Source organism: Microbacterium sp. SL62, from assembly GCF_026672635.1.
Taxonomy (GTDB): domain Bacteria; phylum Actinomycetota; class Actinomycetes; order Actinomycetales; family Microbacteriaceae; genus Microbacterium; species Microbacterium testaceum_A.
In genome coordinates this window covers 2576099-2591029 of record NZ_JAPPRM010000001.1, presented here as the reverse complement: position 1 = coordinate 2591029, position 14931 = coordinate 2576099, and the positions used below count along the sequence as shown (strand labels likewise).

Below are 14931 nucleotides of genomic sequence, written 5' to 3'. Positions count from 1 at the left end.
TCACGGGTGAGGCATTCCGCGCCGGGTTGCGGCGTCCGGGGTCCGCGTGTCGGGGTGGCTGTGCCGGGCGCGCGTGATCGGGGCGGTGCGGCGTCTCGTCGTGGCCCCGGGGCCACCTACGACGCCCCGGGGCCACTTTCTCCGCCCCATAACGGGTGCGGCACCCCGCGCGACCGGCGCGCGGCCGCCCCGCGATACGGTGGAGGCTCGGGCCCCCGTAGCCCAATGGCAGAGGCAGGCGACTTAAAATCGCTTCAGTGTGGGTTCGAGTCCCACCGGGGGTACCAGTGCTCCGTCTCGTGGACATCCCCTGGGAGTCCCCGGCCACTGCCCGTAACGCTGTGCGGCCCGCGGTTACACTGAAGGGCAATCTCTCGAACGGAGTGTGGGGACTTATGTGGGAGTGGCTCGTACCGGTCATCGTGATCGTCGGCATCCTGATCATCGCCGGCATCTACCTGTGGGCCACCTATAACGCCCTCGTCGCGCTGAACGTGCGTGTCGACGAGGCGTGGAGTGACATCACGGTCCAGCTCAAGCGACGCGCCGACCTGCTGCCCAACCTCATCGAGACGGTGAAGGGGTACGCGGCTCACGAGAAGGCCGTGTTCGAGAACGTCACGCGCGCCCGCGCCGAGACGCTCTCGGCGCAGAGCCCTGCCGAGGCCGGTGTCGCCGAGGGCCACATGCAGCAGGCGCTGAAGTCGCTGTTCGCGGTCGCCGAGGCGTACCCGCAGCTCCAGGCCAGCCAGAACTTCCTGCAGCTTCAGCACTCGATCGTCGACACCGAAGACAAGATCCAGGCGTCGCGCCGGTTCTACAACGGCGGAGTGCGCGAGCTGAACACCAAGATCAAGGTGTTCCCCAACAACCTCTTCGCCCGTCAGCTCGGCTTCCACGAGCGGGAGTTCTTCGAGGTCATCGACGGCGCCGCGATCGCCGAACCGCCCCGCGTGCAGTTTTGACGAATCGCGCCCCCTCCGCTTCGGCAGAAGGGGCGCGTTTCAGTTCGCGCGACCATCGGGGTGGTCATGCCGCTCGGCGCGCAGGGCCCCGGCCAGGTCATCGGTGGCATCACCCCACCGCGACACGGTGACGCGGTCCAGGCCCTGCCAGCGCGCTGCCGTGAGCAGCTCGGCGGCGACACGGTCGGCGGCATCCGGCGCAGAACCCTGCTCCCACCACGCGGACTGGACGCGCAGGGCGCCCGACGCGCGATCGGCCTTGAGGTCCACCCGGCCGACCACGTCGTCTCCGACGAGGACGGGCAGCGAGTAGTACCCGAACCGGCGCTGGGGGGCCGGTGTGTAGATCTCGATGCGGTAGTCGAAGTCGAACAGGCGCTCGGCGCGATCGCGGAACCACACGACCGGGTCGAACGGGGTGAGGATCGCCGCGGCATCCACTCTGCGGGGGCGCGCGGCGTCGCGGTGCAGCCACGCTTTGGCGGGGCGGCCGGCGATCGCCCAGCCCTCGACCTCGACGGGGATCAGCTCTCCGTCCTCGACGAGATCGTGGATCGCCGCCATCACCGCGGGACGATCGCGGACGCGCCAGTAATCGGCCAGGTCGGCGGCCGTCGCGACGCCGTAGGCCACAGCGGCGCGGCGCACCAGCTCGGCGATCGCCTCGGGACGGGGGACGGCGGTCTGCAGGGCCTCGGAGGGCAGGACGTCGGATGCCAGGGCGTAGCGCCGCTCGAAGCCGCGCCGCCCCGCGATGGCCACCTCTCCGAACAGCCACAGGCGTTCCAGGCCGTTCTTGACGTCGTCCCAGCCCCACCACGACCCCCGCGACCCGCTGCGCGCATCGTGGTCGATCTCGGCCGGGCGCAGGGGGCCGCGGTCGGCGAGCTCGTCGCGGAGCCACTGCAGGAGGGGCTGGTTGGCCTCGGCCCAGGCATCGTGCCCGTACTTCGCCCGCAGATCGTCGCGGCGGAACTGCAGGAGCGGCCAGTCGTCGACCGACACCAGCGAGGCGACGTGCGCCCACGACTCCACCCACGACGGACGCCGAGCGAAGGCCAGCTTGTCGAGCAGGGCCGTGTCGTAGGCGCCGAGGCGCGCGAACAGCGGCATGTAGTGCGAGCGCGAGAAGACGTTGACGGAGTCGATCTGGAGGATGCGCATGCGGTGCAGAGCGCTGGTGATCTGCCGGGTGCCGACGGTGCCGGGCCGGGGGCGGGCGAAGCCCTGGGCGGCCAAGGCGATGCGGCGGGCGTCGGCGCGACGGAGCGTCGTGGTCATGTCTGTCACCGTATCGGCCACCTCCGACATGCTCGGCGGTGCATGTCGGAGGGCGGCGGTAGGCTGACGGGATGAGCGGCACTGATCCCGAACCTCGCGGATCGTTCCTCGACGCCCTCAAGCGGCGCACGGTTTCAAGCGACCTGCAACCGCCGGTGCCCCCGGCGCTGCGGCAGGCCACGGCCTACGCCTGGCGCCTGCTCGTGATCGCGGCCGCCCTGGCCGTCGTGGTGTTCGTGGTCATCCAGCTGAAGCTGCTGGTCGTGCCGCTGCTCATCGCGATCCTCGTCACCGCGCTGGTGTGGCCGGCCTTCTCGTTCCTGCAGCGCCACCGGTGGCCGAAGTGGCTGGCCATCGTCGTCACGGTCCTCGGTACCATCGCCGTCATCTCGGGGTTGGTCTGGCTGGCCGTCTGGCAGATCACGCGAGAGTTCGGTTCGGTGCGTCAGCGCACCGTCGGAGCCGTCTCGCAGTTCCGCCAGTACCTCATCGACGGTCCGCTCCACCTGAGCGCCCAGCAGATCGATGACGGGCTCCGACAGGCGGGCACCTTCCTGCAGCAGCAGGCGGAGGTGCTCTGGACCGGCGCTCTGGCGATCGGCACCACGATCGGTCACGTCGGAACCGGCGTGCTCCTGACGCTGTTCATCCTCCTCTGCCTGCTCGCCGACGGTGCCGGCATCTGGCGCTGGACGACCCGGTTGTTCCCGCGCGTCGCGCGTCCCGCCGTCGACGGAGCCGGTCGCGCGGGGTGGCGCACCGTGAAGAGCTACGCGCGCACGCAGTTGCTCGTCGCCACGATCGACGCGATCGGTATCGGCCTGGGCGCCTTCCTGCTGGGCGTGCCGCTGTCGATCCCCATCGCCGTCCTGGTGTTCCTCGGCGCGTTCATCCCCTTCGTCGGCGCCGTCGCCACGGGAGCCCTCGCCGTCTTCATCGCGCTGGTCTACAACGGTCCGCTCATCGCCCTGTTCATGCTCATCGTCGTGTTGGCCGTGCAGCAGATCGAGAGCCACATCCTGCAGCCGATCCTCATGGGCTCCGCCGTGAAGGTGCACCCCCTCGCGGTCGTGCTCGTGGTGGCGGGCGGCGCGATGGTCGGCGGCATCGCCGGAGCGCTCTTCGCGGTGCCGCTCGCCGCATTCGTGAACGTCGTCGCCGTCTATCTGAGCACCAAGGCGTGGAAGCGCGACGGTGAGGTTTTGGCATCCCCGGATCTGATCTGGCGGACCGTCCCGCGCGAGCGCGGAAGGAGATCATGAACGACACTCCCACCCTGGCCGAGTTCGAAGATGCCGCGCAGAACTTGCGCGGCATCATCACGCGAACCCCGCTCGATGAGTCGCTGCACCTGACCGAGCTCCTTGGCGTGCCGGTGAGCCTCAAGCTCGAGAACCTCCAGCGCACCGGTTCGTTCAAGATCCGCGGCGCGACCTACCGCCTCTCGCGTCTCACGGCCGAGGAGCGCGCGCGCGGCGTCGTCGCGGCATCCGCGGGCAATCACGCTCAGGGCGTGGCCCTGGCCGCGCAGCAGCTCGGCATCGCGGCGACGATCTTCATGCCGTTGGGCGTGCCCGTGCCCAAGCTCCTCGCCACGCGAGGGTACGGCGCCGAGGTGATCCTCGAGGGTGCGACCGTCGAGACGCCGCTCCGCCTGGCCGCTGAGTTCGCCGAGCGCACGGGGGCCGTGCTGATCCACCCCTTCGACCACCGCGACATCGTCGTGGGTCAAGGGACGCTGGGCCTCGAGCTCGTCGAGGACATGCCCGACCTCGAGACGGTGATCGTCGGGATCGGCGGGGGAGGGCTCGCCGCGGGCGTCGCCGCCGCGGTGAAGGCCCGGGCGGCCGCCGAGGGGCGCGAGGTCCGCATCATCGGCGTGCAGGCGCACAACTCCGCCGCCTACCCCTCGTCGCTCGCCGCGGGATACCCCATGCAGGTCGAGACGACGCCGACGATCGCCGACGGCATCGCCGTCGCCCGTCCCGGTGACCTGCCCTTCGAACTGATCCGCCAATACGTCGACGAGGTCGTCACCGTGACCGAGGACGACATCGCTCGAGCGCTCCTCGTCCTCCTCGAGCGCGCCAAGCAGGTCGTCGAACCGGCGGGGGCCGTGGGTGTCGCAGCGATCCTGGCGGGCAAGGTGAAAGCGACCGGCCCGACCGTCACGATCCTCTCGGGGGGCAACATCGACCCCCTCCTGCTGCAACGGGTCGTGGCGCACGGGCTCTCGGCATCCGGTCGCTACATGTCCCTTCGCATTCCGCTGCCCGACCGCCCGGGCCAGCTCGCTCGGGTGTCCGAGCTGCTCGCCGGCGTGGGCGCCAACGTGATCGAGGTGCTGCATACGCGTCACGGTCAGGGACTGCAGATCAGCGAGGTGATCCTGCAGCTGAGCGTCGAGACGCGCGGTGCGGAGCACCGGGCTCTGGTCATCCAGACGCTCGAGGACGCCGGGTTCGTCGCGACCGTCGTCCCCAACTGACCCGAGAGCAGAAACGCCGCGAGCCGCCCCACCCGATGACGGGGGAGCGGCTCGCGGGCGACAGGCGGGTTACTGGCCCGAGTACGTCTCGACCTTGACGACCTCGACCGAGATCTCTTTGCCGTTGGGCGCGGTGTACGAGCCCTTGTCGCCCTCTTTGAGGCCCATGATGGCCGCGCCGAGGGGCGAGGCCTCGCTGTAGACGTCGAGCTCGGAGTTGGCCGCGATCTCGCGGTTGCCGAGGAGGAACTTCTCCTCGCCGCCCGCGACGATCGCGGTCACGACGGTGCCCGACTCGACGACGCCGTGGCTCTCGGGGGCTTCGCCGACCTTGGCGTCCTTGAGCAGCTGCTGCAGGGTACGGATGCGGGCCTCCTGCTTGCCCTGCTCGTCCTTGGCGGCGTGGTAGCCGCCGTTCTCTTTGAGGTCTCCCTCTTCGCGGGCGGCCTCGATGCGCTTGGCGATCTCTTCCCGGCCCGTCGTCGAGAGGTGCTCGAGTTCGTTGTGAAGGCGGTCGTAGGCGTCTTGCGTGAGGAACGTCACCTGAGCGTCGTTGGACACGGGTACTCCTTCGTCGAGGCGCTGACGGCGCGCGTGCGGCCGCCGGCGGGGGATATGTCGAACGCCCCGGCATCGAGCCGGGGCGCGTCGTGATCCAGCGAGTTTACGGCACCCAGCAGGCGTTGACAAAACCCGTCGTCGCCAGCGAGAGCGTCGGAATCGTCTCGGAGAAGGCGCGGGATGCGTCGTCGGATGCCGGGTACTGCACGACCCTCCAGCCCACGGTGCCGTGGTCTTCGTCGCGTGCCTCGAGGGCGCAGGCGACCGGCTTGCCGACGGGGGCGGTGATCTGGAAAGTCGCCGTGACGGACTTGTCGTCGGTGACGGTGAAGCCGGTGTCGGTGGCCGTGACCGAGGCGGCACTGCTGGCGAACGTGGTGTAGCCGAGATACCCGATGGCTCCGAGCGCGAGCACCGCGACGATCGACCAGCCGACGATGCGCCGTCGGGGCGACCGCGTGCGCCCGTAACGGTCATCGAGCAGGGCTTGCGTCGTCATGGTCTCCCCGGGCTTTAGGCTGGAGTACCAGGCTACGCGCTTCCGCCCGGACCGAAGGACTCCATGCACTCCGTGATCGTCGCTCTCGCGACCACACCCTCCCCGGTCGTCACCCCCGACGAGTCGATCGTGACGCCCGGGCCGCTCGGCTTCGCCGCGATCGCCTTCATCGGCGTCGCGGTCTTCCTCCTCGTGTGGGACATGCTGCGTCGCATCCGCCGTGGTCGGTACCGCGAAGAAGTGAATGCGGAGCTGGATGCCGAGGAGCAGGCGCGCGCCGCCGAGAACGCCAGCGCAGTCGACGACCAGGACATCGACCCGGCCGCTCCCCGCGACTGAGCGGTTGTCGGAGGCCCCGGCGTCCGGCATCGCCATCACCGTGTGACTCGCTGATGATCGTCGCCTCAGACCTTTCCGAGGCGACGCATCCTGGCGACTCGCGCGGGATGCGTGGCGCGATCAGCCGCCGTGGTACGCGGGGGCGAGCGAGATCAGCAGGCACGCCGTCCAGTGGCAGAGGAACGCCAGCACGGTGCACACGTGGAAGATCTCGTGGAACCCGAAGTGCCCCGGCCACGGGTTGGGCTTCTTGAGCGCGTAGACGATCGCGCCGGCCGTGTAGAGCAGTCCGCCGACGACGACCAGCACCATCATCGCGACGTTCGCCGCGAGCAGGTCGCCGAGGTACATCACGGCGGCCCACCCGAGCGCGAGGTACAGCGCGACGTACAGCCAGCGCGGAGCGTTGATCCAGAAGACCCGGAACAGGATGCCGAGGATCGCTCCACCCCACACGATCGACAGCAGCAGCGTGGTCTTGGGGGTCGGCAGGGCCAGGACGGCCAGGGGCGTGTACGTGCCGGCGATCAGCAGGAAGATGTTGGCGTGGTCGATGCGCTTGAGCACGGCCAGCGTCTTCGGCTTCCAGTGGAAGCGGTGGTAGAGCGCGGAGTTGCCGAACAGCAGCATCGACGTCACCATGAACACCGCCGCCGCCCACTTGGCGGGCGTGCCCTGGGCGAGGGTGATCAGGACGATGCCGGCGACGATCGCGACGGGGAACGTGCCCGCGTGGATCCAGCCGCGCCAGGTGGGCTTGAGATCGGCCTGCGCGCCCAGAGCGCCCGCCTCCAGGAGGGGGAGCTGGGGCAGGTCGGGGCCGTCTGCGGGGGTCGAGCTCGTCACGCTTCGACCCTACGTCGGCCCCCATGCTCCGGGTGGCACATGGGCGATCCGCTCACCGTTCCCCCAGGAAGCCTCACCCGTTTCAGACCCGTGCCGTCGCCCGTGACGCGGTAGCGTAGGCGGGTGGCGCGTATGCGGAAGAACGAGGGGCGAGGCCCCCTCTACCGTCTCTACATCTCGCGTCTTCGCCGTCGCATGCCGGCCACCGTGCCGCACCACGTCGCGATGATGATCGACGGCAACCGTCGGTGGGCGCGGCAGCTCGGCTACGACAGCGCCGCGCACGGTCACCGCGCGGGGGCGGCCAAGATGCACGAGTTCCTCCGCTGGTGCGACGACCTCGGCATCGAGGTGGTGTCGCTGTACCTGCTCTCGAACGACAACCTCGTCAAGCGCGACAGTCAGGAGCTGCAGGACCTGCTCGAGATCATCGCCGAGCTGGCCGCGGAGCTCTCGCACGAGCCAAACTGGCGGGTCAAGCACGTGGGCCGCGCCGAGGGCCTGCCGACGGAGCTCGCCGAGGTGTTGCACGAGGTCACCGAGCGCACGCGGGGGCACAAGGGTCTGCACGTCAATCTCGCCGTCGGGTACGGCGGTCGGAGCGAGATCGTGGATGCCGTGCGCTCGATCATCGCCAAGCACGATCAGTCGGGTGGATCCCTCGAAGAGCTCGCCGCGAGTCTCACCCCGGAGCAGATCGGCGAGCACCTGTACACGGGCGGCCAGGCCGATCCCGACCTCGTCATCCGCACCTCGGGCGAGCAGCGGCTCAGCGACTTCCTGCTCTGGCAGTCCGCGCACTCGGAGTTCTACTTCGTCGAGGCCCTCGGTCCCGACCTGCGCGAGGTGGACTTCCTGCGCGCGATCCGCGACTTCGCGGCGCGCGACCGACGCTTCGGGCAGTAACACTTGCCCCGCGCGGCGGCGCCGGCGCACGGCATCCGGTGAACTACTTCGCGGCCGCGAGCCGCGCGAACGCGCTGTTCACGAACTCGTCATATTCGCGGCGTGTTAACGACCCTCGAGGGTGTCGCGGAGTCGTACGGTGATCACATCGGACACGGAGTCCGGTCGAGTCGACCTTCGGATCGCGACTCGTGACCCACAGGTCGACTCGTGACAACCGGGTGATTCACCCGGGTCGGGAGTGGGTTGTGACTGCACGAGCACCGTACGACCAGCGTCACGTCGTCGAGAGCACCGAGTCCGAAGCGGGAGTCGACCAGGCTCTTCGCACGTACGTCCTGGACACCTCCGTCCTGCTGAGCGATCCGCGAGCGTTCTTCCGCTTCGCCGAGAACTCCGTCGTGATCCCCGTCGTGGTGATCACCGAGCTGGAAGGGAAGCGTCACGACCCCGAGATCGGGTATTTCGCCCGCCAGGCCCTGCGTCACCTCGACGAACTCCGCATCGAGCACGGCCGCCTGGACTTCCCCGTCCCGGTCGGGACCGACGGCACGCTCCGCGTCGAGCTGAACAACACCGACCAGCAGGTGCTGCCCTCGGGGATGCGCACCGGCGGCAACGACAGCCGGATCCTCGCCGTCGCGATGAACCTCGCGCAGGACGGCGCCGAGGTCACCGTGGTGTCGAAGGACCTCCCGATGCGCGTGAAGGCGGCATCCCTCGGTCTGAGCACCGAGGAGTACCTCGCCGAGCAGGCGATGGACTCCGGGTGGACCGGGATCGCCTCGATCGACCTCTCGGGCGATGAGATCTCCGACCTCTACGAGACCGAAGTGGGCGTCAGCGAAACAGTGAAGGGGCTGCCGATCAACACCGGCCTCGTCATCCACTCCGAGCGCGGATCGGCGCTCGGCCGGGTGACCGGCAAGGGGGAGTACCGCCTGGTGCGCGGTGACCGCGACGCGTTCGGGTTGCACGGGCGCTCGGCCGAGCAGCGCATCGCGCTCGACCTGCTCCTCGACCCCGAGGTGGGGATCGTCTCGCTCGGCGGCCGGGCCGGCACCGGGAAGTCGGCGCTGGCGCTGTGCGCGGCGTTGGAGGCCGTGCTCGAACGTCAGCAGCAGAAGAAGATCATCGTCTTCCGCCCCCTCTTCGCCGTCGGCGGCCAGGAGCTCGGCTACCTCCCGGGCGACCAGGCCGAGAAGATGGGCCCCTGGGGGCAGGCGGTCTTCGACACGCTGGGTTCGGTCGTCTCGGGCAACGTGCTCGAAGAGGTGCTCGCTCGGGGTCTGCTCGAGGTGCTCCCGCTCACGCACATCCGCGGCCGGTCGCTGCACGACGCGTTCGTGATCGTCGACGAGGCGCAGTCGCTCGAGCGCAACGTGCTGCTCACCGTGCTGAGCCGCATCGGCCAGAACTCCCGCGTGGTGCTGACGCACGACGTGGGTCAGCGCGACAACCTGCGCGTCGGTCGGCACGACGGCGTCGCCTCGGTGATCGAGACGCTCAAGGGCCACGGTCTGTTCGGTCACGTCACCCTCACGCGGTCCGAGCGTTCGGCCATCGCCGCGCTCGTGACGGAGCTGCTGGAGGCCGGCGAGCTCTCGTAACGGTGAAGAGAGAGGGGCCGGGATGCCGTGGCATCCCGGCCCCTCTCTGTCTGTGCCGGAGTGGCTGAGGCGTTTTATTCGATCGGGGTGACCGGCGCCGGACGAGGCCGCGACGGAAGATGAGAGGGTTCTCATTCGGGGCTCGCCGGGTTCTCACAATGGCCCGTCAGAGTAGAGCCATCGACGAGGGAGACCTCGTCACCCGCCTCGGCGGTTCCCCCAGGAAAAACACGAGAACGTCACGTGCAGGTCACCGCTCTTCGGGTGAGTCGGAAGACCACCGTGGGCGTCTCCCCAAACCCCCGGTTCCCCCGCCGGGGGTTTTCGGGTTATCTACGTCATTCCCAGCGATAGCCCGCGCCGCGCACGGTGACGATATGGGATTGGCCGATCTTGGCCCGCAGATATCGCACGTAGACATCGACCACGTTGGACGACGGGTCGAAGTCCATCCCCCACACGCGGCTGAGCAGCTGCTCGCGGCTGAGGACCTGACCCGCGTGGCGGATGAACTCCTCGGCCAGCGAGAACTCGCGCGCGCTCAGGTCGATCTCGCGACTGCCGACCGTCGCCCGCCGCGCGAGGACATCGAGCGAGACGTCTCCGTGCGCGACCGTCATCGGTCCCACGGTCATCGGTTCGCGCATGCGTGACCGTACGCGGGCGAGGAGCTCATCGAACTTGAAGGGTTTGGCGACGTAGTCGTTGGCCCCGGCGTCGAGCCCGTCGACGGTGTCCCTCGTGCTCGTGCGGGCCGTGAGCATGATGACCGGGATCTGCGACCCCTGGCCGCGAATGCTCCGCAGCACCTCGAAGCCGTCGAGCGTGGGCAGCCCGACGTCGAGGAGGACGAGGTCGACGTCGCCCGACAGTGCGGTGTCGAGGGCCTCCGCCCCGTCGGCGACGATGAGGGTCTGATAGCCCGCGGACTCCAGTCCCTTCGCGACGAACGCCGAGATGCGTTCCTCGTCTTCCGCGATGAGGATGCGAGTCATCCGGTGGCCTCTCTCTGCATGACGACGTCACCGGCGCGCACGGGCGTCGGGAGCTCCGCGGGGGACTGGGCCCCGGTCACGGGGATGTGCAGGGCCACGGTCGCGCCCCCGCCGGGAGTGTCGCCGACGGTGCAGTGTCCGTCGTGCGCCTTGGCGATGGCATCCACGATCGACAGCCCCAGCCCCGATCCGTCCACTCCGCGCCCGGTCGAGAGCCGGTCGAAGCGGCGGAAGACGCGATGACGTGCGGCGGGCGGGATGCCGGGGCCGTGGTCGCGCACCCAGAGGTGCGCCGTCGTGTCGTCGGCCGTGCTGCCGATCTCGATCGAGGTGCCCTCGGGGGTGTATTTCGCGGCGTTGTCGGCTAGCTGCAGCCATGCCTGGACGAGGCGGTCCGCGTCGCCGTGGATGCGGACGCGAGCCCGCTGGTCGATCGTCCACGTGTGGCCGGGGATGGCGCCGGCGAGTTCGGCGACGCGGTCGGTGAGCGCCCCGACGTCGATGACCGCGGCCTCGAGCGCCCCGCTCTCGACGTCGGCCAGGGTGTCGATGTCGTCGACCAGTCGCGCAAGCCGGTCGAGTTCGGCGATGCCGAGCTCACGCGTCTCGGTGACGTCGTGGGGGTCGGCGGGATTCATCATCTCGAGGTGGCCGCGGACGATCGTGATGGGGGTCTTCAGCTCGTGCCGGACGTCGTCGAGCAACTGCCGCTGCGCGTCGACCGACATCGCCAGGCGATCGAGCATCGAGTTCACCGAGGTGGTGAGGTCGGAGATCTCGTCGTTCCCGTGCGCGCGCAGGCGCGTGCCCAGGTCGTCGATCGTGATGGCGTCGGTGGTGTCGCGCAGACGCCGGAGCGGCGAGAACAGGCGTCCCGTCACGAACCAGCCGGCGACCCCGACGAGCAGCAGCACCACGAGCGCCGAGATCCCGTAGGTGACGGTCGAGAGCGTGACGAGCTCCATGCGCTGATCGATCGAGATGACCTGCACGACGACTCCGCCGCGCGTCTCGACGGCCGCGTACAGGACGGGGCCGTGATCGCTGTCGAGACGGCCCCGGTCGTTGCCGAGGCTGATCTGATCGGCGAGGGATGCCACGAGCCCCGCGTCGTCGCCGACGGAGAGTCCCGGCGGGGCGGGCGTCGTCGCGAGCACGCGGGTGCCGTCGAGCGCCACCGTGCCATCGGTGCGGCCGGGGATGGTCGCAGCGACGAGGGCGGCGGCATCCTGGCTGCTCGTCGACAGCGTCGAGACGAAACCGTCGAGCTGGCGCTCGGCATTGGCCACGACACGTTCGCTCTGCACGAGGAACGTGACGCCGCCCGCGATGATCATCCCGAGCAGCACGACGCCGAGGATCGCGCCGAGGAAACGCACGCGCGTCGAGACGGGTCTCGGCGTGCGGCTCATCCTCTGATTATGGCGCGCCTCGGCGTCGTGGATGTGCGGGTGCGGTCGATCAGCCCGGGTGGGTCATCGACAGCAGGTCGAGCTTGGCATCGAGCACCTCTTCGGTGATCTCTCCGCGTTCGACGTAGCCGAGGTCGATGACCGCCTCGCGCACCGTGATGCCCTTGGCGACGGAGTGCTTCGCGATCTTGGCCGCAGCCTCGTAACCGATGACCTTGTTGAGCGGCGTGACGATCGAGGGCGACATGCCGGCGAACGCTTCGGCGCGCGCGACGTTGGCCTCGAGGCCGTCGATGGTCTTGTCGGCCAGCACCCGCATCGCGTTGGAGAGCAGGCGGATCGACTCCAGCAGAGCGGTGCCCATCACGGGGATCGCGACGTTGAGCTCGAACGAGCCCGAGGCGCCGGCCCAGGCGACGGTGGCGTCGTTGCCGATCACGCGGGCGCACACCATGAGCGTGGCCTCGGGGACGACCGGGTTGACCTTGCCGGGCATGATCGAGGAGCCGGGCTGCAGGTCGGGGATGTGCAGCTCGCCGAGGCCGGTGTTGGGGCCCGATCCCATCCAGCGGATGTCGTTGTTGATCTTGGTGAGCGAGACCGCGATGGTGCGGAGGGCTCCGGATGCCTCGACGAGGCCGTCGCGGTTGGCCTGCGCCTCGAAGTGGTCCTTCGCCTCGGTGATGGGCAGCTGGGTCTCGGCCGCGAGCAGCTCGATGACCTTCTGCGGGAAGCCGAGGGGGGTGTTGATGCCGGTGCCGACGGCCGTGCCGCCGAGGGGCACCTCGCCGACGCGGGGGAGGACGGCCTCGACGCGCTCGATGCCGAGGCGCATCTGGCGCGCGTAGCCGCCGAACTCCTGACCGAGGGTGACGGGGGTGGCGTCCATGAGGTGGGTGCGGCCCGACTTCACGATGCCCTTCCAGGCGTCGGCCTTGGTCTCGAGCGCCGTCGCGAGGTGCTGGAGCGCCGGGATGAGGTCGGTGATGAGGGCCTGGGTGACCGCGATGTGCACCGAGGTGGGGAAGACGTCGTTCGAGGACTGCGAGGCGTTGACGTGGTCGTTGGGGTGAACCGTGTCGCCGAGGATGCGGGTCGCGAGGGTCGCGAGCACCTCGTTCATGTTCATGTTCGACGAGGTGCCGCTGCCGGTCTGGTAGGTGTCGACCGGGAAGTGCGCATCGTGCGCGCCCGTGACGACCTCGTCGGCGGCCTGGGCGATGGCATCCGCGATGCCCCCGTCGAGGGTGCCGAGCTCTTTGTTGGCGAGGGCGGCAGCCTTCTTGATGCGCGCGAGCGCCGCGATCTGCGTCGACTCGAGGCCCGAGCCCGAGATGGGAAAGTTCTCGACGGCGCGCTGCGTCTGCGCGGCGTAGAGGGCGTCCTTGGGGACCCGCACCTCACCCATGGTGTCGTGTTCGATGCGGTACTCGATGTCGGTCACGTCGTCGTTCCTCCAGGTCGTTCGTTCGGTTGTCAGATGCGGGCGTCTTCGACGCGGGGGTCGTCGACGCGCGGGTCGTCGACATCGCCCACGATGACGACGGGGAAGGCCTCGCCCTCGTCGAGGCGGTAGTTCGCGCCGACCACGGCGACGCGGCCCTCGGCCACGGCCTCGCTGATCAGCTCGGAGGCGCGCAGCAGCTCGCCCACGGTGTGGCGCAGATGTTCGCGGCCCACGAGCTCGGGGTCGACGACGTCGGGCAGCTGGCCGTCCACGGCCGAGGCGCGCTGAACGCGGCGGACGGCGGGCACGATCGGGGCGATCTGGCGCCAGATGTACGCGGGGAGGGTCGGGGCGTCGACGCCCGTGCTCTCGATCGCTGCGCCGACCGCTCCGCAGGCGTCGTGCGCGAGCACCACGATGAGGGGGACCTCCAGCACGCCCACGGCGTACTCGAGGCTGCCGATGACCGAGTCCGAGATGACCTGGCCGGCGTTGCGGACGACGAACAGATCGCCGAGGCCCTCGTCGAAGATGATCTCGGCGGCGAGGCGCGAGTCGGAGCATCCGAACAGCGCCGCGGTCGGGTGCTGCGAGCTCGCGAGCTCGGTGCGACGTTCCACGTCTTGACGCGGGTGCGCGGGTGCGCCGGAGACGAAACGCTCGTTGCCCTCCACCATCTGCTGCCAGACCTGACGGGGGCTCATGCGCTTGCTCACGGGACCTCTCTCAACTGCTCGATCTGCGATGTGACGGAGGCGGCCGCGAGGGCCGCGGTCTCGGGGGCGGCATCGCCGTAGACGAGCACGTAGTCGGGCCCGGCCGGGGTGGCGAGGGCGTAGTCGACGTTGCCCGTACCCGAGGGGTTCGAGGGGCGGTAGACGTTCCACGTGATGCCGTCGATCTCGGTCGTCTCGGTGCTGCGCGTGCCGTCGAGAACCTGACCGACCCAGGCCTCGTCGGCGTCGAGACCCTGAGCGACGCGGAGGAACCCGCTTTCGCCCGATCGCACGTAGACCATGGTCCACGCCTCGGTGCCGCCGACGCCCTCGGTGCTGGCCTGGTTGACCCGCCATCCCTCGCCGAGAGACGGCGAGAGCACCGGCCGACCGAGATCGCGCTGCATGTCGGCCGCGAGGGCGGGCACGTCGATCTCGGGGCGGGGGGCGGGCTCGCCGCGGGGGACGGCCGCCACGACGACCAGGACGACCGCGACCGTCACGAGCAGGGCCGCGATGAGGTTGCGAAACGTCTTGCTCGAGCGGTACCGACGCGAGGACTCGGCTTTGCGGTCGGCGGTTTCTTGAGGGGTCTCGGGTCGGCCGAGATGCGCGACGACGCGAGCCATCAGTCGTCTCCCTCGCCGCGGGCGGCGTCGAGGCGGCGCTTGGCCCCGAGCAGCCACTCCTCGCAGCGGGCGTAGAGCTTCTCGCCGCGCTCCCAGAGCGCGAGGGATTCTTCGAGAGTCGGGGCGCCCTGCTCGAGTTCGGCGACCACGCGCACGAGTTCGTCGCGGGCCTGTTCGAACGACAGGGTGGCGACGTCGACGGCGGGGCCGGGGGTCGTCGCGGTCATGGCATCCATT

Annotated in this window: 16 protein-coding genes and 1 tRNA gene; 7 read left to right on the top strand and 10 right to left on the bottom strand. The window is 69.6% G+C overall.

Annotated elements, in window-relative coordinates:
- Positions 1 to 211: 211 nt before the first annotated feature.
- Positions 212 to 287, top strand: a tRNA-Leu gene (locus OVA26_RS12415).
- A gap of 108 nt (positions 288 to 395) precedes the next feature.
- Positions 396 to 965: a LemA family protein gene (locus tag OVA26_RS12410; RefSeq protein WP_056229986.1), complete on the top strand. Its 570-nt coding sequence runs from the start codon at positions 396 to 398 to the stop codon at positions 963 to 965.
- A gap of 39 nt (positions 966 to 1004) precedes the next feature.
- Here the strand turns inward: OVA26_RS12410 and OVA26_RS12405 are convergent, their stop codons facing one another.
- Complete coding sequence (locus tag OVA26_RS12405; protein ID WP_268104260.1) at positions 1005 to 2246, bottom strand: winged helix-turn-helix domain-containing protein; 1242 nt, start codon at positions 2244 to 2246, stop codon at positions 1005 to 1007.
- Between the two features lie 71 nt (positions 2247 to 2317).
- On the opposite strand from OVA26_RS12405, the gene OVA26_RS12400 reads away from it, so the two are divergent.
- Together OVA26_RS12400 and ilvA are read left to right on the top strand one after the other, a co-directional pair.
- Positions 2318 to 3508 carry an AI-2E family transporter gene (locus OVA26_RS12400; RefSeq protein ID WP_268104258.1) on the top strand — a complete coding sequence of 397 codons (1191 nt, stop codon included), beginning with the start codon at positions 2318 to 2320 and terminating at the stop codon, positions 3506 to 3508.
- Positions 3505 to 4734 carry a threonine ammonia-lyase gene (gene ilvA, locus OVA26_RS12395; RefSeq protein ID WP_268104257.1) on the top strand — a complete coding sequence of 410 codons (1230 nt, stop codon included), beginning with the start codon at positions 3505 to 3507 and terminating at the stop codon, positions 4732 to 4734. Before OVA26_RS12400 ends, ilvA begins: the two co-directional genes overlap by 4 nt.
- Before the next feature lie 69 nt (positions 4735 to 4803).
- Here the strand turns inward: ilvA and greA are convergent, their stop codons facing one another.
- Both greA and OVA26_RS12385 read right to left on the bottom strand, forming a co-directional pair.
- Entirely contained in the window at positions 4804 to 5295 is a 492-nt protein-coding gene (greA, locus tag OVA26_RS12390; RefSeq protein WP_056230000.1) for a transcription elongation factor GreA, read from the bottom strand.
- A 103-nt stretch (positions 5296 to 5398) separates the two neighbouring features.
- Positions 5399 to 5794, bottom strand: coding sequence for a DUF4307 domain-containing protein (locus tag OVA26_RS12385; protein WP_268104256.1), 396 nt, complete (start codon positions 5792 to 5794; stop codon positions 5399 to 5401).
- A gap of 63 nt (positions 5795 to 5857) precedes the next feature.
- Between OVA26_RS12385 and OVA26_RS12380 the strand changes: the two genes are divergently transcribed.
- Positions 5858 to 6133 (top strand): hypothetical protein, encoded by a 276-nt coding sequence (locus tag OVA26_RS12380; protein ID WP_056230009.1) that lies wholly within the window; start codon positions 5858 to 5860, stop codon positions 6131 to 6133.
- 120 nt (positions 6134 to 6253) lie between these two features.
- Here the strand turns inward: OVA26_RS12380 and trhA are convergent, their stop codons facing one another.
- Positions 6254 to 6946 (bottom strand): PAQR family membrane homeostasis protein TrhA, encoded by a 693-nt coding sequence (gene trhA, locus OVA26_RS12375; RefSeq protein WP_176786408.1) that lies wholly within the window; start codon positions 6944 to 6946, stop codon positions 6254 to 6256.
- 165 nt (positions 6947 to 7111) lie between these two features.
- Between trhA and OVA26_RS12370 the strand changes: the two genes are divergently transcribed.
- Positions 7112 to 7885: an isoprenyl transferase gene (locus OVA26_RS12370; protein WP_056230016.1), complete on the top strand. Its 774-nt coding sequence runs from the start codon at positions 7112 to 7114 to the stop codon at positions 7883 to 7885.
- Positions 7886 to 8133: 248 nt separating this feature from the next.
- Positions 8134 to 9495: a PhoH family protein gene (locus tag OVA26_RS12365; RefSeq protein ID WP_056230019.1), complete on the top strand. Its 1362-nt coding sequence runs from the start codon at positions 8134 to 8136 to the stop codon at positions 9493 to 9495.
- Between the two features lie 338 nt (positions 9496 to 9833).
- On the opposite strand, the gene OVA26_RS12360 is transcribed toward OVA26_RS12365, so the two are convergent.
- Genes OVA26_RS12360 through OVA26_RS12335 form a run of 6 tightly spaced genes read right to left on the bottom strand, consistent with a single transcriptional unit; the run spans position 9834 to position 14921 of the window.
- Entirely contained in the window at positions 9834 to 10490 is a 657-nt protein-coding gene (locus tag OVA26_RS12360) for a response regulator transcription factor (RefSeq protein ID WP_056230022.1), read from the bottom strand.
- Entirely contained in the window at positions 10487 to 11902 is a 1416-nt protein-coding gene (locus OVA26_RS12355; protein ID WP_268104253.1) for a sensor histidine kinase, read from the bottom strand. Before OVA26_RS12355 ends, OVA26_RS12360 begins: the two co-directional genes overlap by 4 nt.
- A 49-nt stretch (positions 11903 to 11951) precedes the next feature.
- Positions 11952 to 13346, bottom strand: coding sequence for a class II fumarate hydratase (locus OVA26_RS12350; protein WP_144785506.1), 1395 nt, complete (start codon positions 13344 to 13346; stop codon positions 11952 to 11954).
- 32 nt (positions 13347 to 13378) lie between these two features.
- Positions 13379 to 14053 carry a carbonic anhydrase gene (locus OVA26_RS12345; RefSeq protein ID WP_143017995.1) on the bottom strand — a complete coding sequence of 225 codons (675 nt, stop codon included), beginning with the start codon at positions 14051 to 14053 and terminating at the stop codon, positions 13379 to 13381.
- An 8-nt stretch (positions 14054 to 14061) separates the two neighbouring features.
- Positions 14062 to 14694: a DUF4245 family protein gene (locus tag OVA26_RS12340; RefSeq protein WP_056230037.1), complete on the bottom strand. Its 633-nt coding sequence runs from the start codon at positions 14692 to 14694 to the stop codon at positions 14062 to 14064.
- Complete coding sequence (locus OVA26_RS12335) at positions 14694 to 14921, bottom strand: exodeoxyribonuclease VII small subunit (RefSeq protein WP_174799685.1); 228 nt, start codon at positions 14919 to 14921, stop codon at positions 14694 to 14696. Before OVA26_RS12335 ends, OVA26_RS12340 begins: the two co-directional genes overlap by 1 nt.
- Between the last annotated feature and the right edge of the window lie 10 nt (positions 14922 to 14931).